23 protein-coding genes are annotated in these 26,655 nt (G+C 48.9%); 15 read left to right on the plus strand and 8 right to left on the minus strand.

The features are described from left to right. The first annotated feature begins 2 nt into the window (after positions 1 to 2). The 5 genes from AC4PME_RS02490 (at position 3) to AC4PME_RS02510 (ending at position 3,705) form a co-directional block, all read left to right on the plus strand. The gene (locus tag AC4PME_RS02490) at positions 3 to 1,151 is read left to right on the plus strand and encodes a protein-glutamate methylesterase/protein-glutamine glutaminase (RefSeq protein WP_119500585.1); all 1,149 of its coding nucleotides are present in this window, start codon (positions 3 to 5) and stop codon (positions 1,149 to 1,151) included. Positions 1,152 to 1,173: 22 nt separating this feature from the next. Then, entirely contained in the window at positions 1,174 to 1,938 is a 765-nt protein-coding gene (locus AC4PME_RS02495) for a ParA family protein (RefSeq protein WP_119500586.1), read from the plus strand. Between the two features lie 7 nt (positions 1,939 to 1,945). Further along, on the plus strand, positions 1,946 to 2,677 hold the full coding sequence (locus AC4PME_RS02500; protein WP_119503333.1) for a chemotaxis protein CheW: 732 nt from the start codon (positions 1,946 to 1,948) through the stop codon (positions 2,675 to 2,677). 17 nt (positions 2,678 to 2,694) lie between these two features. Beyond that, positions 2,695 to 3,183: a chemotaxis protein CheW gene (locus tag AC4PME_RS02505; protein ID WP_119500587.1), complete on the plus strand. Its 489-nt coding sequence runs from the start codon at positions 2,695 to 2,697 to the stop codon at positions 3,181 to 3,183. A 102-nt stretch (positions 3,184 to 3,285) separates the two neighbouring features. Beyond that, positions 3,286 to 3,705, plus strand: coding sequence for a DUF2802 domain-containing protein (locus tag AC4PME_RS02510; protein WP_232373500.1), 420 nt, complete (start codon positions 3,286 to 3,288; stop codon positions 3,703 to 3,705). Between the two features lie 3 nt (positions 3,706 to 3,708). Here AC4PME_RS02510 and AC4PME_RS02515 read toward each other — a convergent pair whose 3' ends face one another. Further along, positions 3,709 to 4,179: an Lrp/AsnC family transcriptional regulator gene (locus AC4PME_RS02515; protein ID WP_491045106.1), complete on the minus strand. Its 471-nt coding sequence runs from the start codon at positions 4,177 to 4,179 to the stop codon at positions 3,709 to 3,711. Positions 4,180 to 4,309: 130 nt separating this feature from the next. Here AC4PME_RS02515 and AC4PME_RS02520 point away from each other — a divergent pair, with 130 nt between their 5' ends. From AC4PME_RS02520 to AC4PME_RS02540, 5 genes are all read left to right on the plus strand, one after another. Further along, positions 4,310 to 5,350, plus strand: a complete 1,041-nt coding sequence (locus AC4PME_RS02520; protein ID WP_491045107.1) for a zinc-dependent alcohol dehydrogenase family protein — start codon at positions 4,310 to 4,312, stop codon at positions 5,348 to 5,350. 111 nt (positions 5,351 to 5,461) lie between these two features. Beyond that, complete coding sequence (gene metA, locus AC4PME_RS02525; RefSeq protein WP_119503335.1) at positions 5,462 to 6,400, plus strand: homoserine O-acetyltransferase MetA; 939 nt, start codon at positions 5,462 to 5,464, stop codon at positions 6,398 to 6,400. Positions 6,401 to 6,403: 3 nt separating this feature from the next. Then, on the plus strand, positions 6,404 to 7,459 hold the full coding sequence (locus tag AC4PME_RS02530) for a homocysteine S-methyltransferase family protein (protein ID WP_491045108.1): 1,056 nt from the start codon (positions 6,404 to 6,406) through the stop codon (positions 7,457 to 7,459). A 9-nt stretch (positions 7,460 to 7,468) separates the two neighbouring features. Then, on the plus strand, positions 7,469 to 10,093 hold the full coding sequence (metH, locus tag AC4PME_RS02535; RefSeq protein WP_491045109.1) for a methionine synthase: 2,625 nt from the start codon (positions 7,469 to 7,471) through the stop codon (positions 10,091 to 10,093). A 24-nt stretch (positions 10,094 to 10,117) separates the two neighbouring features. Continuing rightward, positions 10,118 to 10,708: a DUF938 domain-containing protein gene (locus AC4PME_RS02540; protein WP_491045110.1), complete on the plus strand. Its 591-nt coding sequence runs from the start codon at positions 10,118 to 10,120 to the stop codon at positions 10,706 to 10,708. Between the two features lie 51 nt (positions 10,709 to 10,759). On the opposite strand, the gene AC4PME_RS02545 is transcribed toward AC4PME_RS02540, so the two are convergent. After that, entirely contained in the window at positions 10,760 to 11,215 is a 456-nt protein-coding gene (locus tag AC4PME_RS02545) for a hypothetical protein (RefSeq protein WP_303574355.1), read from the minus strand. A 192-nt stretch (positions 11,216 to 11,407) separates the two neighbouring features. On the opposite strand from AC4PME_RS02545, the gene AC4PME_RS02550 reads away from it, so the two are divergent. Then, positions 11,408 to 11,773, plus strand: coding sequence for a hypothetical protein (locus AC4PME_RS02550; protein ID WP_490708523.1), 366 nt, complete (start codon positions 11,408 to 11,410; stop codon positions 11,771 to 11,773). A gap of 43 nt (positions 11,774 to 11,816) precedes the next feature. Here AC4PME_RS02550 and AC4PME_RS02555 read toward each other — a convergent pair whose 3' ends face one another. Both AC4PME_RS02555 and AC4PME_RS02560 read right to left on the minus strand, forming a co-directional pair. Further along, positions 11,817 to 12,707, minus strand: a complete 891-nt coding sequence (locus tag AC4PME_RS02555; protein ID WP_491045111.1) for a LysR family transcriptional regulator — start codon at positions 12,705 to 12,707, stop codon at positions 11,817 to 11,819. Positions 12,708 to 12,817: 110 nt separating this feature from the next. Next, positions 12,818 to 13,771 carry a hydrogen peroxide-inducible genes activator gene (locus tag AC4PME_RS02560; RefSeq protein WP_119500596.1) on the minus strand — a complete coding sequence of 318 codons (954 nt, stop codon included), beginning with the start codon at positions 13,769 to 13,771 and terminating at the stop codon, positions 12,818 to 12,820. A gap of 149 nt (positions 13,772 to 13,920) precedes the next feature. On the opposite strand from AC4PME_RS02560, the gene AC4PME_RS02565 reads away from it, so the two are divergent. The 4 genes from AC4PME_RS02565 to AC4PME_RS02580 all read left to right on the plus strand — a co-directional run bounded on the left by AC4PME_RS02565 (position 13,921) and on the right by AC4PME_RS02580 (position 18,667). Continuing rightward, positions 13,921 to 14,568: a carbonic anhydrase gene (locus tag AC4PME_RS02565; protein ID WP_303574352.1), complete on the plus strand. Its 648-nt coding sequence runs from the start codon at positions 13,921 to 13,923 to the stop codon at positions 14,566 to 14,568. A gap of 9 nt (positions 14,569 to 14,577) precedes the next feature. Next, positions 14,578 to 16,119 (plus strand): SulP family inorganic anion transporter, encoded by a 1,542-nt coding sequence (locus tag AC4PME_RS02570; RefSeq protein WP_491045112.1) that lies wholly within the window; start codon positions 14,578 to 14,580, stop codon positions 16,117 to 16,119. Between the two features lie 241 nt (positions 16,120 to 16,360). Then, positions 16,361 to 17,020 carry a carbonic anhydrase gene (locus tag AC4PME_RS02575; protein WP_474844683.1) on the plus strand — a complete coding sequence of 220 codons (660 nt, stop codon included), beginning with the start codon at positions 16,361 to 16,363 and terminating at the stop codon, positions 17,018 to 17,020. A 3-nt stretch (positions 17,021 to 17,023) separates the two neighbouring features. Continuing rightward, entirely contained in the window at positions 17,024 to 18,667 is a 1,644-nt protein-coding gene (locus tag AC4PME_RS02580; RefSeq protein ID WP_491045113.1) for a SulP family inorganic anion transporter, read from the plus strand. Positions 18,668 to 18,778: 111 nt separating this feature from the next. On the opposite strand, the gene AC4PME_RS02585 is transcribed toward AC4PME_RS02580, so the two are convergent. The 4 genes from AC4PME_RS02585 to AC4PME_RS02600 all read right to left on the minus strand — a co-directional run bounded on the left by AC4PME_RS02585 (position 18,779) and on the right by AC4PME_RS02600 (position 26,599). Next, on the minus strand, positions 18,779 to 21,487 hold the full coding sequence (locus AC4PME_RS02585) for a TonB-dependent receptor (protein ID WP_491045114.1): 2,709 nt from the start codon (positions 21,485 to 21,487) through the stop codon (positions 18,779 to 18,781). Between the two features lie 233 nt (positions 21,488 to 21,720). Next, positions 21,721 to 23,085, minus strand: a complete 1,365-nt coding sequence (locus tag AC4PME_RS02590) for a glycoside hydrolase family 28 protein (protein WP_491045115.1) — start codon at positions 23,083 to 23,085, stop codon at positions 21,721 to 21,723. 222 nt (positions 23,086 to 23,307) lie between these two features. After that, positions 23,308 to 25,386 carry a M13 family metallopeptidase gene (locus AC4PME_RS02595; protein ID WP_119500602.1) on the minus strand — a complete coding sequence of 693 codons (2,079 nt, stop codon included), beginning with the start codon at positions 25,384 to 25,386 and terminating at the stop codon, positions 23,308 to 23,310. Further along, entirely contained in the window at positions 25,376 to 26,599 is a 1,224-nt protein-coding gene (locus AC4PME_RS02600; RefSeq protein WP_491045116.1) for a GNAT family N-acetyltransferase, read from the minus strand. The genes AC4PME_RS02595 and AC4PME_RS02600 overlap by 11 nt, the downstream gene beginning before the upstream one ends. Positions 26,600 to 26,655 lie beyond the last annotated feature (56 nt).

Raw genomic sequence — 26,655 nt, forward strand, 5'->3', positions numbered from 1 at the left:
CTATGGCTTTTAAAGTCCTTGTTGTGGACGATTCGACGTTTTATCGTCGTCGTGTACGCGAAATTCTGGATGAGGACAGAGAACTCGAGGTTGTTGGCGAAGCCAAAAACGGTGAAGAAGCACTGGATATGCTGATGAAGTTGTCACCCGATGTGGTGACAATGGATGTGGAAATGCCGGTTATGGACGGTATTTCCGCTGTAAAAGCGATCATGCAGAAACGCCCTGTACCTATTCTCATGTTTTCATCTCTGACTCATGAAGGTGCTCAGGCAACGCTTGACGCGCTGGAAGCCGGTGCGCTGGATTTTCTGCCAAAGAAATTTGAGGAAATATCTAAAGAGCGTAAAGAGGCCGTGGGCTTACTGCGGACTAAAGTGCGTTTACTGGCCCGGCGTGGTGTCGGCATACGCCGGCCTGTGATTTCACGCAGAGAGCCAGCGGCAAAGCCCGCTCCACCAATGCCTGCCAATGCCCCTAAAGCGACGTTCTTTAAAAGCTCGTCTATCCTCACCGGACGTACTGAAACTGCATCCCAGCCTACTGTTTCTAAAGTTAAGGCATCAGGAAAGCGGTATAAATGTCTGGCCATCGGGGCCTCTACAGGTGGTCCTGTGGCATTGCAAAAAGTGTTGTCAGGGCTGCCGGCTAACTTTCCATATCCGATTTTATTGGTTCAGCATATGCCCGGCACGTTTACTAATGCGTTCGCCCAGCGGCTGAACAATAACTGCGAGATTTCGGTAAAAGAAGCTGAACACGGGGATATTCTTAAACCCGGTTGCGCTTATCTTGCGCCCGGAGGCAAGCAAATGGTAGTAGAGTCTATGTCACTGCCGAATATTGTTCTCCGTGATGCCCATGAACATGAGAAAGATACCTACAAACCCAGTGTGGATATTACACTTAACAGTCTGGTGGATATTTACGGCGGCGATGTACTGAGTATTATTCTGACGGGCATGGGATCTGATGGACGTGAAGGCTGTGAAGCTCTTCACCGTAAAGGCGCCAAAGTGTGGGCGCAGGATCAGGACACCTGTGTGGTATACGGTATGCCACAGGCGGTTGCGAAAGCGAACATCGCAGAAAAAAGCATAGCCATTGATAATATCGCTTCGTGCATACTCACGGAAATGATGCAGAAATAGTTCAGTCAGCAGGAGTTGAAGGTTGAAAATATGGACGATTGCTAACCAGAAAGGCGGGGTAGGGAAGACCACTACCACCGTGACGCTGGGCGGCATTCTGGCGCAACAGGGAAAGCGCGTTCTGCTTATTGATACCGACCCTCATGCATCGCTGAGTTATTATTTTGGTATGGATGCCGAGGAGTTAAATGCTTCTGTTTACGATATTTTTATTAATCATGAACAGATTACTGCCGATAGAGTGCTTGACTGTTTGTGTCCGACAAAATTAGACAGTCTGTATATTTTGCCTGCCTCAATGGCACTTGCCACGCTGGACAGGCAAATGGGTATGCAAAACGGTATGGGGCTTATTCTCAAAAAGGCACTGGATACTGTACGCAACGAATTTGACTATGTGTTGCTGGATTGTCCGCCGGTACTTGGCGTGTTGATGGTTAATGCGCTGGCTGCATGCCATAAAGTCATTGTGCCCGTGCAGACCGAATTTCTGGCATTAAAGGGCCTTGACCGGATGATCCATACACTTGAGATTATGGGCCGTTCGTTAAGAAAAGAATTTGATACATTAATAGTGCCGACTATGTTTGACCGCCGGACGAATGCGGCCATCCAGGCACTACAAAAACTGAATGAAGATTACGGTGATAAGGTTTGGCACGGGATGATTCCTGTGGATACCCGCTTCCGTGATGCCAGCCAGGCGCAGTCGCCTGCGTCTGTTGTCTATCCGAAAGCGCGGGGCGTTTACGCCTACACCAAATTGTTAGATGAACTGGAGCAGTGAGTCAGCTATGAGTAAAAGTACGCCCTTCGCCCGCGAAGATGTGATGCAGGCGTATCTCGACAGCTTGTTACAAAGCCCGGAAGATCCGGCTGAAGTAACGGCTAACACTGCCCGTTTGCTGGAACAGGCCACGGCGGACATTATCGCCAAAGAACCTGTGGTTGCTCCTGTGGCTGAGCCGGTCATAGCGCCGCCAGTAACTGAAGAGGTTACCGACACAGCCGTTGAACAACTGAGCGGGGCAGTACCTCCGCCGGTTAAAACCACGCCTGTGAAAGACATGCTGGAAAATCGTTTTCAGGCACTCTTTTTCGAGGTGGCAGGATTAACACTCGCTGTGCCGCTCATCACTTTAGGTGGCATTCACCGGATTGAAAAAGTGGGTGGACTGATAGGAAAACCCAAATGGTTCAAGGGCGTAATGCTTCATCGTGATCAAAAAATAAACGTTGTCGATACTGCAATGTGGGTTATGCCAGAAAAATACGACCAAAATCTCGCAGAAACGCTAAACTATCAGTATCTTATTATGTTAGGGGACAGTTTGTGGGGCTTAGCCAGCGACAAACTGGTCAACACCGTTACACTGACCAGGGACGAGGTAAAATGGCGCGAGTCAGGAGGCAAGCGTCCATGGTTAGCGGGCATGGTAAAAGAAAAAATGTGTGCGTTAATAGACGTATATCAGTTAATCGCAATGCTAAATAGCGGCTTAGGCAGTAACGACCAGACGCCATAGCCCGGGGAGCCAGGTTCATGAATGACAAGAGCACAACGAATAACGCGCCGGATAACGATCAGGTGCTTCAGTGGGTTACCTATCGCTTAGGTGACGAAACTTACGGTATTAACGTAATGCAGGTTCAGGAAGTCTTACGCTATACCGAAATTGCGCCTGTTCCCGGTGCACCGGATTACGTGTTAGGCATTATCAATCTGCGTGGTAATGTTGTGACGGTTATTGATACCCGCGCCCGCTTTGGCCTTATGCCAACCGATATTACCGACAACACACGGATTGTAATTATCGAATCCGATGAGCAGGTTGTCGGCATCCTGGTAGACAGTGTTGCCGAAGTGGTTTATCTGAAATCATCTGAAATTGATAGTGCACCTAACGTGGGTACTGAAGAGAGCGCCAAGTTCATTCAGGGCGTGAGTAACCGCGATGGTGAATTGCTGATTCTGGTAGATCTTAATAAGCTTCTCAGTGATGACGAGTGGGATGAACTGAGCAGTCTTTAACTTCATACAGCGCCTGCTAATCCGGCGGGCGCTCATCTATGCCTGTATCTTCGCTGTGCTGCCCGGCACAGTGCTATTACCAAAGGGAGAAAACACATCAATATGGACGTGCCGGCACTATCTTTACTCGCTGTTGCTACAGGGTTACTCGCCGTCATTGCTGTTATATGGATGTACTTTTTCTTCAACCGTCAGTTTAAACAACTCGACGATACTGTCCGCTATCAAAAAGAACACATCGATACCCTGCAACTGGAAATTAATGACCTGGAAAACCAGAACGGTGAAATGCAAACCCGTTCAATGGTACAGGGCAAACACATGCGGGAGCTGGCAGATCAATGCACGCAACTCGAAAACCAGTTACGTGAAGTAAAAAGTCAGGACCCGTCCATGCGCTTATACACCCGTGCCGCTGAACTGGTTAAAGCAGGCGCTGACGTCGAAGAGGTAATGCAAGCCTGCGACCTGCCCCGGGCTGAAGCTGAGCTGCTTATCAGCATGCACCGTCAGCGGGGATAAAGCTCACCGGACAGGTAAACGGGTAGCGCTCTTAATTTCGCGTAGTGACAAACTGGAGCGAATGGCAGTCACGCCCGGCAATTTGCGCAAGTAACTCTCAACAAAGTGGCTGTAATCATCTAAGTCCCTCGCGACTACCTGTAACAGAAAGTCAGACTCTCCGGTAGTATTGTGGCAAGCTAGAACATGTTCTGAAGCCAGTATAATCTGTTCAAACTTCTTCGTACTGGTTTCATCATGTTCAGATACCGTAAGCTGAACAAATGCAACAACGCCAAGCCCTAATTTTCTCCGGTCCAGATTAGCCTGATAATCACAGATATAACCATCATCCTCAAGACGCTTCAGGCGGCGCCAGCACGGACTTTCGCTTAGCGACAGGTGGCTGGCTATTTTGCTGTTAGTTAACCTGCCATCGTGCTGTAACAGGTCTAAAATAGCCTTGTCTGTCTTATCAAGAGGTTTTACGGGCATAGTCTTCTTATTTTGTGGGTTAAAAGAGAGCTTTCTTACCTATTTTGGCGTGTTTCCGTACATGAAAGCAAGATAATCCCCTTCAGTATCTTTTAATCTGTTGATAAATCATAATTCTGGAGGAACAACAATGAAAGCTGTCGTATTCGAGAAATTTGCACAGATGCCGGTTATTCAAAATGTGGCCGACCCGACGCCGGCGAGTCACGGTGTTGTTATTAAGGTTGAAGCAACCGGTGTGTGTCGAAGCGACTGGCACTGCTGGCAAGGTCATGATACTGACGTGGTTGTTCCGCATGTTCCCGGCCATGAGTTTGCCGGTATTGTTGAAGCCGTTGGAAAAGATGTGAAGCGCTTCAAAACCGGTGACCGCGTCACAGTTCCGTTTATCAATGCCTGCGGGAGTTGCCCCGAGTGTCACTCAGGTAATCATCAGGTATGCGGCAATCAAACACAGCCCGGCTTTACTCACTGGGGATCTTTTGCTCAATACACCACGGTTGATCAGGCCGATGTAAACCTTGTGGCATTACCTGAGCATCTCGACTTTGTAACCGCGGCCAGCCTCGGGTGCCGGTTTGTTACATCATTCCGCGCTGTTGTCGATCAGGGAAAAGTTTCTGCAGGACAGTGGGTGGCCGTACATGGTTGCGGTGGTGTTGGTCTGTCCGCAGTAATGATAGCCAGTGCACTGGGCGCAAACGTTATTGCCGTGGACTTGCAGGATGACAAACTGGCCCTGGCGAAACAGGTGGGCGCGGCGGTTACGCTCAATGCATCACAAGTGGCCAGCGTGCCCGAAGCAATCAGAGAGATCACGCAGGGTGGTGCTCATGTATCAATGGATGCGCTGGGTCACTCTGTCACTTGTGTCAATTCTGTTCAGTCACTGCGCAAACTCGGTAAACATATTCAGGTTGGCCTGTTAATGGCAGAGCATGCAACACCGGCTATTCCCATGGGCCGTGTGATTGGTGATGAGCTGGAAATCATTGGCAGTCATGGCATGCAGGCTTTCCGGTACGATGCTATGCTTTCTATGATAATGTCCGGGAAACTGAAGCCTGAAAAACTGCTTGGGCGTACCATTTCTCTGGCGGAATCTATTGAGGCTCTGACTACGCTGGACACGTCAACCACTGCGGGAGTAACAGTGATCTCGTCGTTCTAACATCAGAACGGCTGGCGCGTTAAGCCGTTTAGACGTCCAGCCGTAAAGATGTTGACATCTATCGGGATTTAGCCACAATAACGTTATTATCCGTTAATTGTTGGAGCTGCCATGCCTATTTGTATTCCCGAACAACTTCCCGCGCAGGATGTGTTGTCAGGTGAGAATATCTTCACTATGGACAGCACCCGCGCAGCGACACAGGATATTCGCCCCATGGAAGTGGGGATCCTGAATCTCATGCCCAATAAAATTGAAACGGAAGTGCAAATCTTACGTTTGCTGTCTAACACACCTCTGCAGGTGAACGTGAACCTGATCCGCGTAGACAAATTAGCGCCAAAGCACACGCCTCAATCTCACATGGACGCCTTCTATCACGACTTTTCTGAAATTGCTGATAAGAAATACGACGGTTTAATCGTAACAGGTGCACCGCTGGCTCACTTGCCTTATGAGGAAGTGAAATACTGGGATCAGATGACAGAGATTTTGGAGTGGGCACAACGTAATGTGCAATCCACACTCTATCTGTGCTGGGCTGCTCATGCGGCGATGTATCATTTCTACGGTGTGCAGAGAAAACTCAGAGAAACCAAACTGTCTGGTGTGTTTGAGCATAAAGTGCTCGATCCTTATAACGAGCTGCTGAGAGGTTTCGATCCGGTTTTTTATGCGCCTCATTCCCGTTTCGGGTATATTGACTCCGGCGAATATAACAGTGTTGAAGGTTTGAAGGTCATTACGGAATCTGATGAGGCGGGTGCATACACCATCGCATCTGAAGATAAGCGTATGGTGTTTGTTACCGGGCATCCTGAATACGACCCGGAAACTCTGCATGACGAGTATTTCCGTGATTTACAGGCGGACGCCCATCCGGCAGTGCCGGCTAACTATTTTACGGACGATGACCCCGCAAAAGCGCCTTTAGTTCGCTGGCGCTCCCATGGTAGTCTGCTGTTTAATAACTGGCTGAACTACTATGTTTATCAGACAACACCTTATGATTTGAGTCAGCTGGCTGAGAAACCCCGGCCAAAGAGGTAATAAGTGACATCAGGTACAAAACAACAACTTCTGGATGCAGCGGCAAAGCGCGTTTTGATTCTGGACGGTGCCATGGGTACTATGATCCAGGAGCACAAACTGGAAGAAGCCGATTATCGTGGTGAGGCATTTGCAAACTGGCATTGCGATGTAAAAGGCAATAATGATTTGCTGGCAATTACTCAGCCGGACATTATTTACAATATCCATTGCGCTTATCTTGAAGCCGGTGCAGATATCATTGAAACCAATACGTTCAATGCTACCACCATCGCCATGGCAGATTACGACATGGAAGCGCAGTCGAAAGACATTAACCTTGCTGCTGCTAAGCTGGCCCGTAAAGCCTGTGATGAATTTACTGCAAAAACACCGGATAAGCCCCGGTATGTGGCAGGGGTCCTCGGTCCCACAAACCGCACAGCGTCAATTTCACCGGATGTAAATGACCCCGGCAAGCGGAATGTAACCTTTGACGAGCTGGTAGAAGCCTACATCGAGTCCACAGAAGCGCTGTTAGATGGCGGTTCAGATATTATTTTGATAGAAACTATCTTTGATACCCTGAATGCCAAAGCGGCAGTATTCGCGGTAGAAACCGTATTTGAGAAACGCGGTGAGCGCGCACCGGTGATGGTATCAGGTACTATTACCGATGCATCGGGCAGAACCTTGTCAGGACAAACTGCGGAAGCCTTTTACTATTCCATGCGTCATGTATCGCCGGTATCTATGGGCCTCAACTGTGCATTGGGTCCGGATTTGCTGCGTCAGTACGTTGAAGAAATCAGTAATATTTCTGAATGCCTGGTCTCGGCTCACCCCAATGCCGGTCTACCCAATGAGTTCGGTGAATATGATTTGGGCGCAGAAGAAATGGCAGCACACATTAAAGAATGGGCAGAGTCCGGTCTGGTGAATGTGGTAGGTGGTTGTTGCGGCAGTACACCTGAACATATTCGTGCCATGGCAGAAGCGGTAAAAGACGTGAAACCACGTACCGTACCGGTTTTTGAACCTAAAATGCGCCTTTCCGGGCTAGAACCTTTTGTTCACTAAGGTGTTATTGTGACAGCAGAGTTTTCAACCTTTATTAATGTCGGTGAACGGACAAACGTTACCGGATCGGCCGTATTCAAACGCTTAATTTTAAATGCCGAGTACGAGAAAGCCCTCGATGTAGCCCGCCAGCAGGTGGAAAACGGTGCGCAGGTGATAGACATCAACATGGACGAAGCCATGTTAGATTCTGTTGAGGCCATGCGTACATTTCTGAACCTCATTGCTTCAGAGCCTGATATTTGCCGTGTTCCGATCATGATTGACTCATCAAAGTGGGAAGTCATTGAAACCGGACTCAAGTGCGTTCAGGGAAAGGCGATTGTGAACTCAATCAGCCTGAAAGAGGGGAAAGAGCAGTTTGTTCATCAGGCTAAATTGATCAAGCGCTACGGTGCCGCAACGGTGGTCATGGCGTTTGATGAAACCGGCCAGGCCGATACCAAAGCGCGTAAAATTGAGATTTGTCAGCGCAGCTATAAGGTGCTTACCGAAGAGGTCGGATTCCCGCCGGAAGATATCATTTTCGACCCGAATATTTTTGCTGTCGCGACGGGCATTGAAGAACATAACAATTATGCGGTGGACTTTATTGAAGCCACCCGCGTTATCCGTCAGACCTGTCCTTACGCCCATATCAGCGGTGGTTTATCTAATATTTCATTCTCGTTCCGGGGCAATAACCCGGTACGTGAAGCCATGCACTCGGTGTTTTTGTATCACGCTATCCGTGCGGGTATGGATATGGGCATTGTGAATGCCGGTCAGCTGGAAGTGTATGATCAGATCCCTGAAGAACTCCGTGAAGCTGTGGAAGATGTGATCCTGAACCGTCGTGAAGACGGCACTGAGCGTCTGCTGGACATCGCACCCAAATATCAGGGCGATGGCAAAGCCGCGGCGGCAGAAGATCTTTCGTGGCGTGAGCAGCCGGTGAACAAGCGGCTTGAACATGCGCTGGTTAAAGGTATTACCGATTACATCATTGAAGATACTGAAGAAGCCAGACTGGCGGCTGAACGTCCGCTGCACGTAATTGAAGGGCCGTTAATGGACGGCATGAACGTGGTCGGTGATCTGTTTGGTGAAGGTAAAATGTTTCTGCCCCAGGTGGTTAAGTCTGCCCGGGTGATGAAAAAAGCGGTTGCTCACCTGCAACCGTTTATCGAAGCGGAAAAGGACGGCAAGTCATCGAGTAACGGTAAAATCCTGATGGCCACCGTTAAAGGCGACGTGCACGATATCGGCAAGAACATCGTTGGCGTGGTACTGCAATGTAACAATTTCGAAGTAGTAGATTTGGGTGTGATGGTGCCCTGCGCTACGATTTTGCAGGTGGCCAGAGAAGAAAACGTGGATATGATCGGGTTATCCGGTCTTATAACCCCGTCGCTGGACGAAATGGTACACGTGGCCAAAGAAATGGAGCGCCTGGGGTTAGATTTACCACTGCTTATCGGCGGTGCGACGACCTCCAAAGCCCATACTGCGGTGAAAATTGAGCAAAACTACAGCCATCCGGTCGCTTATGTACCTAATGCCAGCCGCGCCGTGGGTGTGTGCCAGAAGCTGATTAACCCTGAGTCCCGCAAAGACTTTGAAAAAGAGCTGTCAGACGAATACGAAAAAGTACGGGCCCAGCATGCCCGGAAACAACCCCGCAGTAAGCCGGTTACGCTGGCAGAAGCGCGGGCTAATGCGTATAAGCCGGACTACTCTGTTCTGCCTGTAAAGCCTAAAACGCCGGGCGTAACACCTGTGTCCGTCGATTTGGCGATATTAAGAGATTATATCGACTGGACACCGTTCTTTTTGACCTGGTCACTGGCCGGTAAATTCCCCCGCATTCTTGATGATGAAGTGGTGGGTGAGCAGGCAAAAGAGCTGTATGCCGATGCCAATAAAATGCTGGATAAAGTCATTGCTGATGGCAGCCTGCAGGCAAAAGGAGTAATTGGTTTATTCCCTGCTAACCGGGTTGGCGATGATATTGAAATTTATCAGGATGATAACCGCGATGCCGTGCTGGGCGTTTCCCGTCATTTGCGTCAGCAAACATTGAAAGACAAGTTTGCCAACTATTGTCTGGCAGACTTCGTTGCTGAGAAGCAAAGTGGAATTGCTGACTACATCGGTGCGTTCGCTGTTACCGGCGGTATCGGTGAAGACGAGCTGGCTGAGTCCTACAACAAAGCCGGAGACGACTACAACGCCATCATGGTGAAAGCCGTGGCTGACCGTTTGGCAGAAGCGTTTGCTGAATATCTGCACGAGCAGGTGAGAAAAGACTACTGGGGCTTTGCGCCTGATGAGAACTTCGACAACGATGCGCTCATCCGCGAGAAGTACCAGGGGATCCGTCCTGCACCCGGTTATGCAGCCTGTCCTGAGCACACTGAGAAGCAGTTGATTTGGGATTTGCTCGATGCCGAAGCGCATACCACCATGAAGCTGACTGAAAGTTATGCTATGTGGCCGGGAGCAGCAGTATCAGGCTGGTATTTCTCGCACCCTGAATCCAGATATTTCGCTGTGGCAAAAATCCAGCGTGATCAGCTTGAAGATTACGCACAGCGCAAAGGCTGGAGCACAGAAGAAGCTGAAAAATGGTTAGCACCGAATCTGGATGATTAACCCGCCTGACAGCCGGAGTCACTTATGACTGATGAACTGCCTTTCTCACAGGCATGCGAAAATAACAAAGGGCCCATTTCTGCCATTTTGGAAGTGGCCCTGAGTCAATGTAAGCGTGTGCTTGAGGTGGGCAGTGGCACCGGACAGCATGCGGTGCACATTGCACCCTTGTTACCTCACCTGATATGGCAGACCAGTGATCAGCCGCAGTATCACGAAGGGGTACTGAAATGGATAGCTGCGTACCCGTCTGAAAATTTGCTACCGCCGCTTAACCTCACCGTGGGCAAAGACAGGTTGCCGTTTTCTGAATATGACGGTGTTTATTCAGCGAATACTGCTCATATTATGCAGAAAGCCGAAATTAAAATGATGATGCAGAGCCTGTCTGAATCACTGCCGCAAGGTGCAGTATTTTGCCAGTATGGCCCGTTTACAGACAACGGTGCATTCAGCAGCGAAAGTAACAGAGAGTTTCATCAACATCTGATAGCCAGTGGCTATGGCGGTTACCGGGATATACAGGAGTTGCAGGCATGGGCGCCGGCACTCACGCTGGAGAACATCCATGAAATGCCGGCCAATAATTTGTTATTGCAGTGGGTAAAAAACTAAACGTCGGGTCTGCTTAAAAATCATTGAAAAACGGTGCTCCGGCACCGTTTTTTATGTCGTCAAATCAATTCTTTTTTCTACAATAACAGGCACACCGTTACGCACTGCAGAAATGCGCACTCTTACCCGTTTATCGTCGCCGCTGCCACTGCGATACTGAATTTGCTTGTCTTCTTTCAGGCGGGTGAGATAAAGACTGTCTCTTCCCATTATCCTTACGCCTTTGCCGGCAATAATGTCAGCTTTCACATTATGATAATCAGGGTGGACTTCATAGCTCAGTAGCAGGTTGGCGCGGTTAAAGGCATCATTAGACACCGACAGTGAAACCTGAATAGGGGCCTGTACCGGCGGACTGAAATGCTGCAACATGACCGGATGCAACGCAGGTTTCAGCGGCGGAAACTGGGGAATGTTATTTTCCGTCGGCTCATGGAACTGACAGCTTATCGCATCGGCCGCCATTAAGCTGAGAATGGCTGTCAGACAGTAAATTTTTTTGTTCATAGTGAGGGCTCTGATTAAGTAATGAAGGCGTATGTGCGCCGGTCCTGAGCCTGAAAATGCAAAGCATGAACCCGTTGTCAGTGGCAAACTGCTTTGGTTCTGCAAAAGAATTAATTTATTATATTTGTACTGTATAACCTTAAACCAGCAAAGCCGGAGGGTAAAGTGCTACCGGTTAAGCTTTATCGATGAATGATTAACATCCGACGTATTTTCAGACGTTTCAGAGCGCAACCCGCAGCGGCGGTGGTGGTGGCAGGAACTGACTATCCGTCATACCAGCTGGCGACCAGAATTCAGCAAAATCCTGCGTTTCATCTGGCTTATTTTATGAATGAAGAGCCCTGGCATCACCGCACCTTTATACTGGGTGTTGAACTGCGTTACGCCAGTGAGCTGCTTTCTCTGGTGAAAAAACACGATATAAAAGCCGTGTTTTGTGCCAGTGAAGATGATTATCACAGCTGGCTTTCAGATATGGGAACGGCGTTGACCCAACATCATTGTCAGGTATTGTTGTGCCGCCCGGGTGAAACGCCGCAACTGCCAGCCGTTTAAAGCGTATCTGTCTGTTTCTTTTTAATTGGCATGCTGCTCCTGCTCAGGGCGTACCTAACGCTCTGGCGAGTCCGATAAAGGCTCTGATAAACGGTGCATCAGCATCACTCTTTCTGAACCCCATGTGCAGTGACTTGGCGATACCGTTTTCCCCCGGCCTGACAGTTGTCAGGTTTAAGCTGCCGTCCTGCTCTTCAATAAGCCATTTAGGCAGTGCACCTATACCCCGGCCGGCACTGATCATTTGCAACATGATTTCAGTGGTTTCAATGGTTTTGTGCTTTTTCACTGTACAGCCTGCAGGCGTCAGAAAGTGAGAGAAGATGTCCAGTCTGGACGGCTCTACCGGATAGGTCAGTAAGGTTTCTTCTGCCAGCGCTTCTGGCGGTACCCATTCACTGGCTGCCAGTCTGTGGTCGCGGCTCATTACCAGCACCTGCTCATAGCCGAATACCGGCTCGTATTGCAAAGAGGGCAAGTGAAGAGGGTCAGGTGTTAAAAGCAGATCAATATCATAGCCGTGCAGCGCCTGCAGGCCTCCGAACGTAAACTTTTGACGTACGTCTACATCTACCCCCGGATAATCCGCCAGAAACGGTTTGACGACCTTCAGGAGCCATTGATAGCAAGGATGGCATTCCATTCCGATGCGCAGCACGCCTTGTTTACCCGAGGCGATCTGACGCAGCTGCTCTTCCGTGTGTTCAAACTGGGGTAACAGCCGGTGGGCAAGATTAAGTACTGCATTGCCGGCATCCGTCAGTCGCAGTCGTCTGCCATCTTTTTCCCATAGCGGTGCACCGCTGTGCTGTTCCAGCTTTTTCATACTATGACTCAGTGCAGACTGGGTCAGATGCAGATGTCCGGCGGCTTCTGTGAGCGTGCCGTAGTCATGAATGGCAGCAATAATTTTGAGGTGTTGACGGTCTAACATAGCGCGGATGAGTTAATTTCACTGGTTTTGCTAAATGTATCACTTAAATTCATAGATTGTGAAAGGCAGCGGTGAAGCTGCCACAATATCCGGCTAATGGTTTACCTTGCTTATGACGGGGAAATATCAGTGACTGATACCGCTGTGGCCAGCCGGTCGCTGATCACACTTCGCATCAGACTCGCCAGTTCTCTGAACGTAGCGCGGGCAGGGGAGGTGTTCCGCCATGCCAGCATGTGCTGACGTACTACCGGCATATCAGCGAGTTCACACACGTGAAGGGCTTCCGGGTTATGCAACTCAGAATGAACATAGAGTCCGGGCATAAAAGCCATTCCCATGCCCATAACAACCATCTGCCGCAAGGTATCCAGACTCGTCCCCTCATAGTCGCGGTCGACATTTGCACCCAGTTGAGTACAAATTTCCTGTACCTGATAGTGAAAGTGATGCCGGTCTTCCAGTGCCATAATTTTCTGGCCCCTAATTTCTTCCGGTTCAATAAATTGCCTGCCGGACATTGGATGGTCTGCCGGCAATACAAATTTCAGCGGTTCTATAAACAAAGGCTGAACCTGAATTTGCGAGTCGCGGTTCGACATGGGAGACAAAGTGATATCGAATTCGCCGGTCAGCAGGCCTTGCAGCAATTGTTTGGGGGCTGCTTCGCGGACATAGAATTTCAGCCCGGGACGCAGACGATGAATGTCCGGCAGAATATGGGGCAGCAGATAAGGGCCCAGCGTCGGCGGGATCCCCAACCGGTAGGTTGTGGATTCGCCCTGAGCAAGTGACCGTGCCATCTCACCAAACTGCATCGTCGACTGAAGCACAGCTTCTGCGTATTCAAGTAACGACTTCCCCTGTGCTGATAACAGCGTGCCTGATCGGGAACGTTCGAACAAAATCAGACCCAATGTGTTTTCAAGCGCACTGATCTGGCTGGTTAACGTGGGCTGACTGATCCCTAAAATATTTGCCGCCCTGCGAAAATTGAGGTGTTTTGCGACGGTAACGAAGTACCTGATCTGGTTCAACGATGGGGTTTTGCCGTTGAATAACATGGTGTAGTCCTGCTAACTCGATTAAAATCCGCTGTCTCTGATAGCTTATTGCTATCTCCATTTACTCTATAATTCTATAAAGCTATCAGTCAATCTTAATAGTATCTGAATGTAGCAGTATTTTATTCAATTTAATTTAGGAGTATTAAATGGACCACGTAATCTCTGGCGTAGCTAAATTCCAGCGTGATGTTTATCCTGAGAAAAAGGAAACTTTCCAAAAATTAGCTAACGGTCAGAATCCGGAAGTGTTGTTCATCACTTGTGCCGATTCCCGTATCGATCCTAACCTGGTTACCCAGACAGACCCGGGTGAACTGTTTATCTGCCGTAATGCCGGCAACATTGTACCTCCACATAGCAATCAAACCGGTGGCATGACTGCCTCTATCGAATTTGCTGTTGCTGCTCTGGGCGTAACGCACATTGTTGTATGCGGCCACACAGACTGTGGCGCAATGAAAGGTGCATTAGCCCCTGAGAAACTGGACAGCCTGCCACATGTAAAAGAATGGCTGGGTCACTGCCGTTGTGCAACCGAAGTTGTGAAAGAAAAGCACGGCGAACTGACTGCCGATCAGCTTGGCGAAGTAACCAAAGAAAACGTGTTACAGCAGTTACAACACCTACGCACTCACCCTGCTGTTGCTGCGAAGCTGGCTACGAAAGCCGTTCAGCTTCACGGTTGGGTTTACGACATTGAAACCGGCATGATCCATTGTTATGACCCGAAAACGGAAACGTTCAAGGAAATGGAACAGGCCTATGCCGAGCGCACTCTGGTAGCAGGCGCATAAGGATAGCCTATGAAATTTGATCTATCGTTCAAAGAAATTAAAAGCGATTTACCTGCCAGTATTGTCGTTTTCTTTGTAGCTCTGCCGTTGTGCCTGGGTATCGCCCTGGCGTCCGGCGCACCGTTATTTTCCGGCGTAATCGCCGGAATCGTCGGTGGTATTATCGTCGGTCTGGCCAGTGGTTCACGCCTTGGTGTGAGTGGTCCGGCGGCGGGTCTTGCTGTTATCGTTTTTGATGCCATCGGTACTCTGGGAAGCTGGGAGTTATTCCTTTGTGCTGTGGTTCTGGCGGGTGTGTTCCAGCTAATTCTGGGCTTCATGCGTGCCGGATTTGTCGCGTACTTTTTCCCGACGTCAGTTATCACTGGTATGCTTGCCGGTATCGGTTTGCTTATCGTACTTAAACAATTGCCATACCTGTTCGGCTGGCACTCTGATTTTCTGGGCGAAGAAGCCTTTAATCAGGTTAACGGTGAGAATACGTTCTCTGCCATTGAGCACGCGGTTTCTATGATGTCTCCGGCTGCTATTGCCATTTCGGCAGTGTCTCTTGCGCTGCTGGTGATTTGGGATAAGTACCTTACAAAAGCACATAAAATCTTCCAGCTGATTCAGGGACCGATTGTCGTTGTGTTACTGGGTATCGTAGCTTCAATCATGCTGGCTCAGGCTGGTATGCCTCTGCAGTCTGATCAACTGGTAAGTTTACCGGTTATCGACAGCTTCGAGGCGTTCAAGGCAGAAATGGCGTTTCCGGCGTTTTCGGAGATGCTGAACATTGATGTATTCACCATCGCGCTTGTTATGGCGGCGGTTGCCAGCATCGAAACACTGCTTTGTGTTGAAGCGACTGATAAACTGGACCCGCAGAAAAATACCACGCCCACAAACCGCGAACTGAAAGCGCAGGGTATCGGTAACATCGTGTCTGGTCTGGTTGGTGGTCTGCCAATCACTCAGGTAATTGTACGCAGTTCTGCGAACATTGCGTTTGGTGGTAAAACGAAAGTTTCAGCCATTCTGCACGGTGTGTTTCTGTTAATTGCTGTGTTTGCCGCTGCGTCTATGCTGAATCAGATCCCGCTGGCTTCTCTGGCAGCTATCCTGATTACTGTGGGTTATAAGCTGGCTAAGCCTGCTATGTTCAAAGTCATGTACAAAACGGGTTGGGAGCAGTTCCTGCCGTTTATCATTACCATTGGCGTAATGTTGTTCACAGACTTGCTGACCGGTGTTGTTGTTGGTCTGGGTGTGAGTGTTTTCTTTACGCTTAAACATAGCTACCGCAACTCGTACCAGTTCACTGAAACAGTGAACGAAGACGAAGGTGGCAGCAAAACGCACCACATTGTTATGGCCGAAGAAGTGTCTTTCTTCAACAAACCAAGCATTCTGAAAAAGCTGAACTCGATTCCCGGCAACTCAAAAGTTGTACTGGATTTCTCCAAGAGTAAATCTGTAGCCTTTGATGTAAAAGAGCTGGTGAAAGACTATCTTAATCAGGCTGACAGTAAAAATATCAAAGTTGAAACGATTCAGTTTCAACAATAGGTAACTTACCTTTCCCAACCTGCCGGTACTTCCGTACCGGCCTTTTAAAAAGGGGCGGCGATTTGGCCCCTTTGCTTTACCTCCGCTAACTGCGTTATCGTTCAACTGACTGCATTATTGATACTTATCTCATGTTGATAGTTTTTATCTATCGCGAGATACGGTGTTTTTCTATAAAGCTATCAGTTAAAACTTTCTTTAGAAAATAATGATAACAATATGTTAATATGAGGTAATTATCATGGATCATGTCATTTCCGGCGTTGCCAAGTTTCAAAAAGAAGTCTTTCCGAAAAACAAAGAAGTTTTTCAGAAACTGGCAAACGGCCAAAATCCTGAAGTCCTGTTCATCACCTGCGCTGATTCGAGAATCGACCCCAACCTCGTGACTCAAACCGGCCCGGGTGACCTCTTTATCTGCCGTAACGCGGGCAACATTGTGCCGCCGCATTCAAATCATACCGGTGGTATGACAGCGTCGATCGAGTTTGCCGTAGCGGCTCTGGGCGTAAGCCATATCATCATTTGCGGGCACTCAGACTGCGGTGCAATGAAAGGCGCACTGGCACCTGAAAAGTTAGACGCCCTGCCGCATGTAAAAGACTGGTTGAGTCACTGTCGTTGTGCCACAGAAGTGGTGAAAGAAAAACACGGAAAGCTGACAGCTGATCACCTTGATGAAGTCACTAAAGAAAACGTGTTACAGCAAATACAGCACATCAGAACCCATCCTGCCGTTGCAGCTAAAATTGCCACTAAGCAGGTGCAATTGCATGGCTGGGTGTACGACATAGAGTCAGGCAATGTACTTTGCTATGACGAAAAAGCTGAAGAATTCAGACTGTTGCAAGAGGTTTACGGCGGTAAGCCTTTCGGTAAAAAAGACAGCAAGGGGGAATAACCCATGAAAGGCTTATTTAATAATGTACGTGGTGACCTTACCGGCGGGTTAACGGCCGGTATTGTTGCTCTACCTCTCGCGCTGGCGTTAGGTGTTGCGTCGGGCGTAGGCCCGATGGCGGGTTTATACGGCGCGATTGCCGTAGGTTTCTTTGCAGCTTTGCTGGGTGGTACACCATCGCAAATTTCCGGTCCGACAGGTCCGATGGTTGTGGTTCTGGCTGGTCTGTTTGCATCTCTGTCGGGTGACTTAGGCCTCATATTTACCGCTGTTATGCTTGCCGGTTTGTTGCAAATCATAATGGGTTTCACCGGAGTTGGTCAGTATATCCGGCTTGTACCTTATCCGGTTATTTCCGGTTTTATGTCAGGCATTGGTGCGATCATCATCATCCTGCAACTGGGACGGTTAATGGGCCATGAGCCTCCGGGCGGTACAATGGGCGCATTAATCTATCTGCCTACGGCTCTTGCTGATATCGATTTTGTGACCCTGGGTCTGGGATTGGGCACGCTTATTATTGCTTATAAGTGGCCTGCCAAACTTGGCAAAATTGTACCCGGCGCGCTGGCTGCCCTTATCATCGGCACACTGGTGAGTTTGTCTCTGGAAACCCCGGTATTAGGTGACATTCCTACAGGATTGCCTGAGTTGCACTTGCCTGTATTCGACCAGTCTAAGGCGCTGCTAGTGTTCGAGGCTGCCTTCATTCTGGCCATTCTGGGTGCTATCGACTCATTATTGACTTCGCTGGTTGCTGATAACATGACCCGTACACGTCACGACAGTAACAAAGAACTGATCGGGCAGGGTGTGGGTAACACGGTTGCCGGTTTGATTGGTGGTATTGCCGGTGCCGGTGCAACCATGCGTACTGTGGTGAATATCCGCAGCGGTGGTAAAGACCGTTTATCAGGCATGGTTCACGCACTTGTGTTACTGGCTATTGTGCTGGGTCTGAGCCCTCTTGCGGCTAAGATCCCTCATGCTGTTCTGGCTGGTATTCTGGTGAAGGTAGGTCTTGATATTATCGACTGGAGTTATCTGAAGCGTGCCCACACCGGGCCTCGCTGGGACTTCGCGCTGATGCTGCTGGTACTGGGCCTGACTGTATTTGTCGATTTGATTACGGCAGTAGGTGTGGGTGTTGTTCTGGCTGCCCTGGCCTATGTTAAGCAGGTTGCACAACTGCAGTTAGATGAAGTGAAGAAGATCCCTGACACTCTTCAGGATCCGGAAGAAGATGCGCTGCTCAAGCAGACGAAAGGCAAGGTGCAGATTTTCAGTTTCGGTGGTCCTCTGAGCTTTGGTGCTGCCGCAGACTTAGGGCATCATGTCCGCGAAAAAGTCAGTCGTGGTTCAAGTGCCCTGATCCTCGATTTCAGTCGTGTACCAACCATGGATGTTTCCGCTGCCATGGCCGTTGAGACCATTACTTCTGATGCTAAGGCCGCTGGCCGCCAGGTACTGATGTGCGGTGCTGTTGAAGCGGTTAACACGGTACTGAATAATATCAATGCGCATCAAAGCGGTGTAACAGTATGTGTAACACGTAAAGAGGCACTGGCGAAAGCTGTTGAAATGGTGAATCAGCCGGGAAAGGCTGAGGGTAGCGGTTCAGCTACCCAACATCTTGCCAGCGTGTAACTGAATTAATTAACGTTCAGTAATACTGAAAAAGGCTTCCCGGGGGGAAGCCTTTTTAGTTTGTGTCGTCGTCAGACCATGCCGGATATTTATTATCCGGCAAGGCTGCAATTACATGGTGTATCTGGCCCCCAGGAAGATCTGAGTGCCTGTATGGTTGTATTCACGGATAAGGTTTTGTGAACCGTCACCGGTGGTAAACAAACGCTCATATTCATCAGTGAGGTTAATGCCTTCGATGGTAAATGTGAGGTTCTCGTTGTAATTGTAATAAGCAGACAAATCAACGTATGTCGGGCCGGTAGTGGCTTCTTCCGCGTTACCGTTACTGCCGCTGTAATCCGTAATGTAGTCATCACGTTTGTTCAGCGACAGGCGGATACCGTAATCTTCCCGCTCATAATAGAGGGTCGCATTATAGGTATTTTTTGAAAGCCCGGTAATTTCACCTGCTGACACACGGGTATAGTTCATCACCGTGCCTAAACCGTCAAACGGAGCCGGCAGAAAACGGAAAGGCTGCTGATAAATAATCTCAAAACCATTTACCGTAGTGCCTTCACCGTTTACTGGTGAGGTATGTGTATACGGCACAGTACGCGGGTCGAGGGCCAGTGCAGGATCATACTGCGGATCAGAATCAATAAATGGCAGATATACCGCATCAACCAGGCGCTCTTCTGTTGCTGAGGTGATAAACGTTTCTATATCTTTATAGAAGTAGTTAGCTGCCAGTAAAGACTCTTCCGCAAAGTACCATTCAAGTCCCAAATCGACGTTGTTAGACGTGAACGGGTCCAGATACGGGTTACCGGAACTGACAGTACCGTTTACGTAAGAAAATGAAGGATTACCCGGGTTCAGTGAACTGAGGCTAGGACGGGTCATCGTGCGTGATAAACCCAGACGGGCAATGACATCTTCAGTCACCGACAAAGACAGGTTCATCGACGGCAGGAAATTGTCATAGTCGTTCTCAACAGTGACTTCATCCAGCTGAATGTAGCCCGAGGCCGTGGACGTGGTTTTCACATAACGCATACCGAAGTTAGTGCGTAAGCTCATGTCAGCGATATCGTACTCAGAATTAAACTCAAGGTAACCACCCAGCGTTTCTTCGCCAACTTCCCAGCTTTGCTCTGTACGGGGAGTCCAGGTTTTATCCAGCAGCTGAGACTCGATAGCACCAAAGTCAGCCACAATAAAGCGATTCAGTTCTCCGTCAAATCCGTTACCAAAGTCGTCGTAAGGGATGAGTTCTGCAAATCCTACCGCCGAGTCCTGATCAGGGAAGCCGTTAATTTGCTCTTCACTGTAGGCGACGGTACGGTCGTTCCAGGCCATACCCATTTTGATTTCTACACTGTCATTGGTATAGATAAAGTCGACTTTCGCGGTGTCGTTCTTGCGTTCAACGTCAGTGGCCCGTAACCGGCCATCAGATAAATCGTACAGGCTGGCGTCGGTGATATCGTAACCGTAATCCATCACCGGAACATTGGCATTGCCACTGAAATCAAAACTGAACGTATGGGGTGTCAGGTTCGTCATGTTATAGCGGTACTGTTCAGAACGGGCGTCTGATTTAGCGGTACCGGCCATAGCATTCATTTTCAGTTCATCAGATAAATAGAACTCACCACTCAGCACATACTGGCTGAAGTCGGTTTCTGATAACTGCTGACGACTCTCTACCCGGGATGTCATATTGTCAAAGGTACCGGCAACAACCTGCTTACCGCTTTCATCCACTGTCAGTGACACCGGTGTGATATCGCTGAATGTGCTGCGGAACATTTCAAAGTTGTTGTACATGGTACGCTGGTTCTCCAGCGTGGAATGCAGGGTATCGAAAGTGATTGTACCTGCGTCTCCGACTGCAAATTGCAATGAACCGGTTATGCCCAGACGGTCCTGATTGTTACCGAAGAAATCATAGCGGGGCAGGCGGGGTGTCCATAAACAGTTTACCGGGTCGACAGCTTCGCCGTCAGCCTCACAGGGACCGGTATTGATTGTACCGTTGATGGTTGTGTTCCCGGTGTCGGTATAAATGCCACCTCCGTCTCTTACCGGCGTGGTCCAGCGGACGGTGCCGAAACCTTCCTGGCGGACGGTACGCTGTGATTTGGCAACGGAAAACAGTGCGCCGATGGTGTCGTCAGCAAAGGTGTTGCTGATCATAAAGACCATGCGCGGATCGACTTCTTCCGTAACATCGTTATAGCCGGCCTGACCTGACGCAGCTACGTGAAAGCCCGGATTAGAGAAAGGTTTCGCGGAATACAGGTCGACAGTACCAGCAATACCGCCTTCTTCCGTAGATGCAGACGAGGTTTTCTGAATGTCTACCCGGTTAAATAATTCAGAGGCAAAGACGTTGAAGTCAAAAGCACGGCCACCGTTTACACCACCACCGGAATCGGTTCCGTCGGTACTGGACGGGACTTCCATTCCATTTAACGTGGTACGGGTGAAGTCAGGACCTAAGCCGCGCAGCGTAATCTGGCGACCTTCACCCCCTTCGCGGGAAATTGCCACACCCGGTACCCGTTGCAATGACTCTGCAATATTCAGGTCCGGAAATTTACCAATGTCTTCACTGAGTATGGTTTCTTTTGAAGTCACAGCACTGCGTTTTTCAAACAATGCACGGTTCAGCGCGCCACGAAAGCCGCTGACTTCAATGATTTCATAATCTTCTGCTGTGGTATCTTCAGTTTGTACTTCCTGTGCAAATGCCATGGAAGAAGTAGAACAGCTCAGCGCAACAATCATCGCGCTGAATACAGGGTTTTTACGGAAACGGTTTTTATTCATGGTGTTCCTCTGCTCAGTTCGTCCTGCATTGTTGTAGGGTGCTTAACAGCGGCACGAAATCAACAATGGGTGTCGTAGGGTATGACAGCCATGTTCACACATATTTATAAATGAAAGTGCATGTGTGAACTGGACAGTGTTAAATTTGCCACCGGTGGCAAATTAGGCGTAACGTTACAGACTTGTTAATGATATTGTCAATAAAAATGTGATCGCGATTACAAAATAGTTAACTAATCTTTCACCGCTTCCGCATCCTTCAACGCAGAGAATTTACCGTTCCAGAACTGGTTGCCAATCTGCACATTCTCAAAATGAATATTTTCTGCATTTTCCAAAATCAGCGGAATGTCAGCCTTTTTGATACGGATATTCCGGAAAGTGACATCGTAAACAGGGGCTGCATCCGGAGCATGGATTTCAAGCACAGTACCCACATTCTCTACGGTCGTATCTTCAATGATGATGTCAGTGTAAGTTGCCGGAAAATTACCGTGAAGATTGCTCGGGTAATTAAGCTGGAACCAGAAAAGATGTTTAAATGAGGCGACTTTACTCCCGCGGATCCGAATCATTTCAACACGTCCGCCACGATCTAAGTTGCTTTTGAAACGGTAAGCCGAATCTCCTTCGTGGAGGGTATTATTTTCGAAGAAAACCCGTTTGATACCACCGGACATTTCCGACCCCAGACCAATGCCGTCTTCGCCACCAAGATCATTATTTCTTACGACGATATCAGTGCTGGGAATACCTATGTTACGGCCATCCGCATCGCGGCCGGACTTGATTACGATGCCGTCATCACCGGTGCGGAAATGATTGTTTTCTGCCAGTACAAACTGACTGGATTCAATGTCCAGTCCGTCGTTATTGTACAGGTGGCTGTCTACTTTCACCCTGCGAACCGTTGCGTGAGAGGTGTATACCAGATGGTTAACCCAGAAGGGGGAGTTTTTGGCCGTGTAGTCTTCCAGCAGAACACGTTTGGCATGGAAAAACTGGATAAGGGGGGGGCGAAGAAAATGCCCTTCACCGAATTGCCTTTGTTGCACAGGCACACTGTCAAAACCCATTCTTCTCAGCGCATGCATGTCAGTATTTTGCTTTTCGTACCAGTTGATAAAAGCAGAGTTTGCATTGCCGTCTATTGTGCCTTCACCTGTGATAGCCACATCTTCCACATTGGCAGCGTAAATCATTGGTGAGTAAGTAAATACTTCCGTTCCTTCCCAGCGTGTTTTCACAACCGGAAGGAAATCAGAGGGCGTAGCTGAAAAGAGTAGTGTGGCGTTTTTCCCGAGATGCAGATTGATTTTACTTTTAAGGTGCAAAGGCCCGTCAACATGCCAGATACCCTCCTGAATATGAACAATTCCACCACCGGCAGCCGCTGCTTTGTCGATAGTTTGCTGGATGGTTTGTCTGGCGGTCTTTCTGATTGAAGGTGAGTCTTCCACAACAAACTGTTTATCCGGAATGTCCGGCAGGCGTATTTGCTGCAAAATTCCGGTCGCAATTTGCCAGTCTTGCTCAGTAGAGGCGCGGGTTGATAGCGGGATCAGAAAACACAGGATCAGGGTAAGGCGGAATATCATGAAAGCTCCGGTATTCCCGAAAGAGTCATGTTACGACTGCGGGAAGTTAATTGGTTTACAAGATTTACAATCAGTTAATAATGCTACCGGTGGCATTTGGTGTCAAAGTATTTAATAAATATTGGTTTCTCAGGAGTGAGGAAGGAGTAAGGAACAAAGTTTGTTGGAGGGCATTAGAGCTTATTTTGCTCCCCCGTGCGGAGGAGCAAGTCAGTCAGCGTGTTACCAGATCTGAACGCGGTCTTCCGGTGCAAGATACAAGGCATCGCCGGGCTGGACGTCGAAAGCTTTATACCAGATATCCAGATTACGTGGCGCCTGTGTACGGTATCGGGCCGGAGAGTGCGGATCAGAGCGGAGCTGGTTGATCAGGCTTTGCTCAGTGCGTTTCTCACGCCATACCTGTGCCCAGGCGAGGAAGAAGCGTTGATCGCCGGTGAAGCCGTCGATGACAGGGGCTTCTTTGCCATTCAGGCTCAGCTTGTAGGCTTCATAGGCCATTGACAAACCACCCACATCACCAATGTTCTCACCCATGGTCAGACGACCATTTACATGGTTGCCGGGGATTGGCTCATACTGATCATACTGAGCACCCAACTGGTCAACTTTGGCAGTAAAAGAAGCTAAATCTTCTTCAGTCCACCAGTTGCGCTGAATACCTTTGGCGTCTGACTTGGCGCCCTGATCGTCGAAACCGTGTCCCATTTCGTGTCCGATAACAGCGCCGATAGCACCATAGTTCACGGCAGGGTCTGCATTCGGATCGAAGAAAGGAGGCTGAAGAATGGCAGCAGGGAATACAATCTCATTAAATGACGGATTGTAATATGCGTTGACCGTTTGAGGTGTCATACCCCAGCGTTCGCGGTCAGTCGGCTTAAGTTCTGCTTCCACATCTTTAGCGTTAAAGAATTTGCGCAGGTTACGAATGTTTTGAACCAGCTTATCTGAAGATATTTCCAGACCACTTAAATCTACCCATTCGTCCGGATAGCCGATTTTAGGATGGAAAGCCGCCAGTTTTTCTTTCGCTTCTTTCTTCGTTTCTTCACCCATCCAGTCCAGGTTGTCAATGCGCTTGCCCAGCGCTGCGCGCAGGTTTTCAACCAGTTCAGACATTTGCTCTTTCGAAGACTGAGGGAAGTAACGGTCGACATAAATCTTGCCCAGCGCGAAACCCAGAGACTGCGTACCGGACATTTGTGCAACAGCGCGTTTCCAGCGGGCTTCCGGTTCTTCCTGACCATTCAGCTTTTTGTTATAGAATTCAAAAGATGTCTGGTAAATCTCTTCCGGCAGCAGAGAGGCATTTTCACTCAGAGTATGGAAAGTCAGATACGCCTTCCACACAGCAAGATCCGTTTCGTTGATGATGGTAATGACATCTTTAACGGGTTGCGGGGTAGTGATGTTCAGCTCTGGTACTTTCAAGCCACTTTGTGCGAAAAAGGTATCCCAGTTAAAACCCGGATACGCATCGGAAAGAGACGATCTTTCAATCTGGTTTAATGTCAGATCACGATCCCGGCGTTTTTCCCGCGGCCATTGGGCATGAGCAATACGGGTTTCCAGATCCATAATTTGTTGTGCCTGCTGTGCAGCGTCCTGAACACCGGCAAACGACAGCATTTTCTCGATATGAGACAGGTATGCTTCACGAATATCAACAAAGCGTTCCTGATCACTTAAGTAATAGTCCCGGTCAGGCAGACCCAGGCCGCCAACACTGACACTGACCTGATACTCGTTGGGATCAAGACGGTTGTACCACATGCTGCCCAGCAGAGGCGTTGCTGTGCCGTATAACCAGGCATTCCCGAACACCTCTGTCAGTGCCTGACGGTTATCGATGGCCTGAATTTTCGACAATACATCCGAAACAGGCTCAATACCTTTCGCATTTATGCCTTCCACATCCATGTAAGCGGTGTAGAAATCTTTTACCATCTGTTCTTCAGCATTCAGATCTTGCCTGGTCATCAGGTCGTCGATGATGGCTTTAACCTGTTCTTCGCTGCGATCACGCAGGGCATTAAATGCACCGAAGCGGGTTTTATCTGCCGGAAGTTCATAATTTTTATACCAGGTGCCGCTGGCATAGGAAAAGAAGTCGTCGCCGGGTTTTACGGCTTTGTCCATTGCTGTCAGGTCGATGCCGAAGCTGCCCAGTTCCGCACTGCCTTTTTGTACGGCAGACTGTGCCTCTGATGATGAGGCTGTGGTGTTTTGTTCCGGTTTGCTACAGCCGGTTAAACTTAAGGCCGCTGCAATAGTGGCAGCGAGTAATTTATACTTCATTGTCGTTTCTCTTTTTTGTTGTTGCAGCGTCCGGAGTGACCACTGCTGTACTTGTTGTTCTTAGTGTTGTTTGCATCGCTTCATTGAAAGGTAACACAGTGGCTGCCTGTTGAAAGTAACGGGCAATCTGTGGCGTTTCCTGCTGTAAAAATTGTTCTACAGCATGGTGGAAATCTGCATCATACAATTTGTGAAGAGATACACACCAGGTGGGCTCAAAGCCCCGTAAAATCTTGTGTTCGCCCTGTGTGCCGGGGTTGAATAAAGGTATGCCATGCTCAACAGCAAAAGCAATGCCCTGATTGTAACAAGTCTCGAAATGCAGGCCGTCGACCTCTTTCATTGCACCCCAGTAGCGCCCGTAAAGCCCGTTATCGTCATAGAAAAACAGTGCACTGGCTACAGGTTCCTGTTCTTGTGCGGCGACGACCAGCAAAACATTCGATGCCATAGAGCTGAAGATCTGGCGGAAAAAAGCCGGAGTCAGATATCCCGTGTGGCCGGATCGTTTTAAATAAGTTTGCTGATAGCAGCGGATGAAAAATTCAATGTGTTCAGAGGTGAGGGCATCACCGGTAATTCTTGTCAGCGAAACACCGGCCTGTTCAAGTTTCTCCCGTGACTTACGCAGGGCTTTACGCTTTCTCGATGTCAGTGCGGCGGTAAAGTCACTGAACGTCTGATAGCCATAGTTGTACCACTGGAACTGCACGGAATAGCGCCGGGCAAAGCCCTGCTCATACCAGCTCTTGCTATTTTGATATGGCGAAAAAAGAATGTGAGAAGATGAGCATCCTTGTTCTGACAATGCCTTCAGAGCAGGCACTGCTACTTGCAGAATGTCCCTTTCTTCATACTCAGGAGATATCAGAAGTCTGTTGCCGGTGACCGGTGTAAAAGGCACTGCACTTATCCACTTGGGATAATAATTCAGCCCGTGCTGATCGTAGGCATGTGCCCAGCTGTGGTCAAAAACATATTCCCCGTAACTGTCTTCTTTCAGGTAACCCGGCATCACCGCAACGAGTTTATCACCGTCGCAGACACTCAAATGATGAGGTTGCCAGCCTGTTTCAGGACCTACGCAGTGACATGCTTCCATGGCAGCAAGAAACGGATATTGCAGAAACGGACCTGCGTCCCGTGCAAGTGCCTGCCACTGTGATGAATCAATGTCTTTAATCGATGAGATAAAGGATGTGGTATATTTCATTTTTACTTTCGCAGTAAACACGTTTTTAATTCACTGCTGTATCGTGGTTAGTCACT

It is taken from the genome of Alteromonas sp. (genome assembly GCF_984505615.1).

Coding starts and splice junctions, on each gene's coding strand:
- AC4PME_RS02490 (WP_119500585.1), top strand. CDS start 3: ATGGCTTTTAAAGTCCTTGTTGTGGACGATTCGACGTTTTATCGTCGT.
- AC4PME_RS02500 (WP_119503333.1), top strand. CDS start 1,946: ATGAGTAAAAGTACGCCCTTCGCCCGCGAAGATGTGATGCAGGCGTAT.
- AC4PME_RS02505 (WP_119500587.1), top strand. CDS start 2,695: ATGAATGACAAGAGCACAACGAATAACGCGCCGGATAACGATCAGGTG.
- AC4PME_RS02510 (WP_232373500.1), top strand. CDS start 3,286: ATGGACGTGCCGGCACTATCTTTACTCGCTGTTGCTACAGGGTTACTC.
- AC4PME_RS02515 (WP_491045106.1), bottom strand. CDS start 4,179: ATGCCCGTAAAACCTCTTGATAAGACAGACAAGGCTATTTTAGACCTG.
- AC4PME_RS02520 (WP_491045107.1), top strand. CDS start 4,310: ATGAAAGCTGTCGTATTCGAGAAATTTGCACAGATGCCGGTTATTCAA.
- metA (WP_119503335.1), top strand. CDS start 5,462: ATGCCTATTTGTATTCCCGAACAACTTCCCGCGCAGGATGTGTTGTCA.
- AC4PME_RS02540 (WP_491045110.1), top strand. CDS start 10,118: ATGACTGATGAACTGCCTTTCTCACAGGCATGCGAAAATAACAAAGGG.
- AC4PME_RS02545 (WP_303574355.1), bottom strand. CDS start 11,215: ATGAACAAAAAAATTTACTGTCTGACAGCCATTCTCAGCTTAATGGCG.
- AC4PME_RS02550 (WP_490708523.1), top strand. CDS start 11,408: ATGATTAACATCCGACGTATTTTCAGACGTTTCAGAGCGCAACCCGCA.
- AC4PME_RS02555 (WP_491045111.1), bottom strand. CDS start 12,707: ATGTTAGACCGTCAACACCTCAAAATTATTGCTGCCATTCATGACTAC.
- AC4PME_RS02560 (WP_119500596.1), bottom strand. CDS start 13,771: ATGTTATTCAACGGCAAAACCCCATCGTTGAACCAGATCAGGTACTTC.
- AC4PME_RS02565 (WP_303574352.1), top strand. CDS start 13,921: ATGGACCACGTAATCTCTGGCGTAGCTAAATTCCAGCGTGATGTTTAT.
- AC4PME_RS02570 (WP_491045112.1), top strand. CDS start 14,578: ATGAAATTTGATCTATCGTTCAAAGAAATTAAAAGCGATTTACCTGCC.
- AC4PME_RS02575 (WP_474844683.1), top strand. CDS start 16,361: ATGGATCATGTCATTTCCGGCGTTGCCAAGTTTCAAAAAGAAGTCTTT.
- AC4PME_RS02580 (WP_491045113.1), top strand. CDS start 17,024: ATGAAAGGCTTATTTAATAATGTACGTGGTGACCTTACCGGCGGGTTA.
- AC4PME_RS02585 (WP_491045114.1), bottom strand. CDS start 21,487: ATGAATAAAAACCGTTTCCGTAAAAACCCTGTATTCAGCGCGATGATT.
- AC4PME_RS02590 (WP_491045115.1), bottom strand. CDS start 23,085: ATGATATTCCGCCTTACCCTGATCCTGTGTTTTCTGATCCCGCTATCA.
- AC4PME_RS02595 (WP_119500602.1), bottom strand. CDS start 25,386: ATGAAGTATAAATTACTCGCTGCCACTATTGCAGCGGCCTTAAGTTTA.
- AC4PME_RS02600 (WP_491045116.1), bottom strand. CDS start 26,599: ATGAAATATACCACATCCTTTATCTCATCGATTAAAGACATTGATTCA.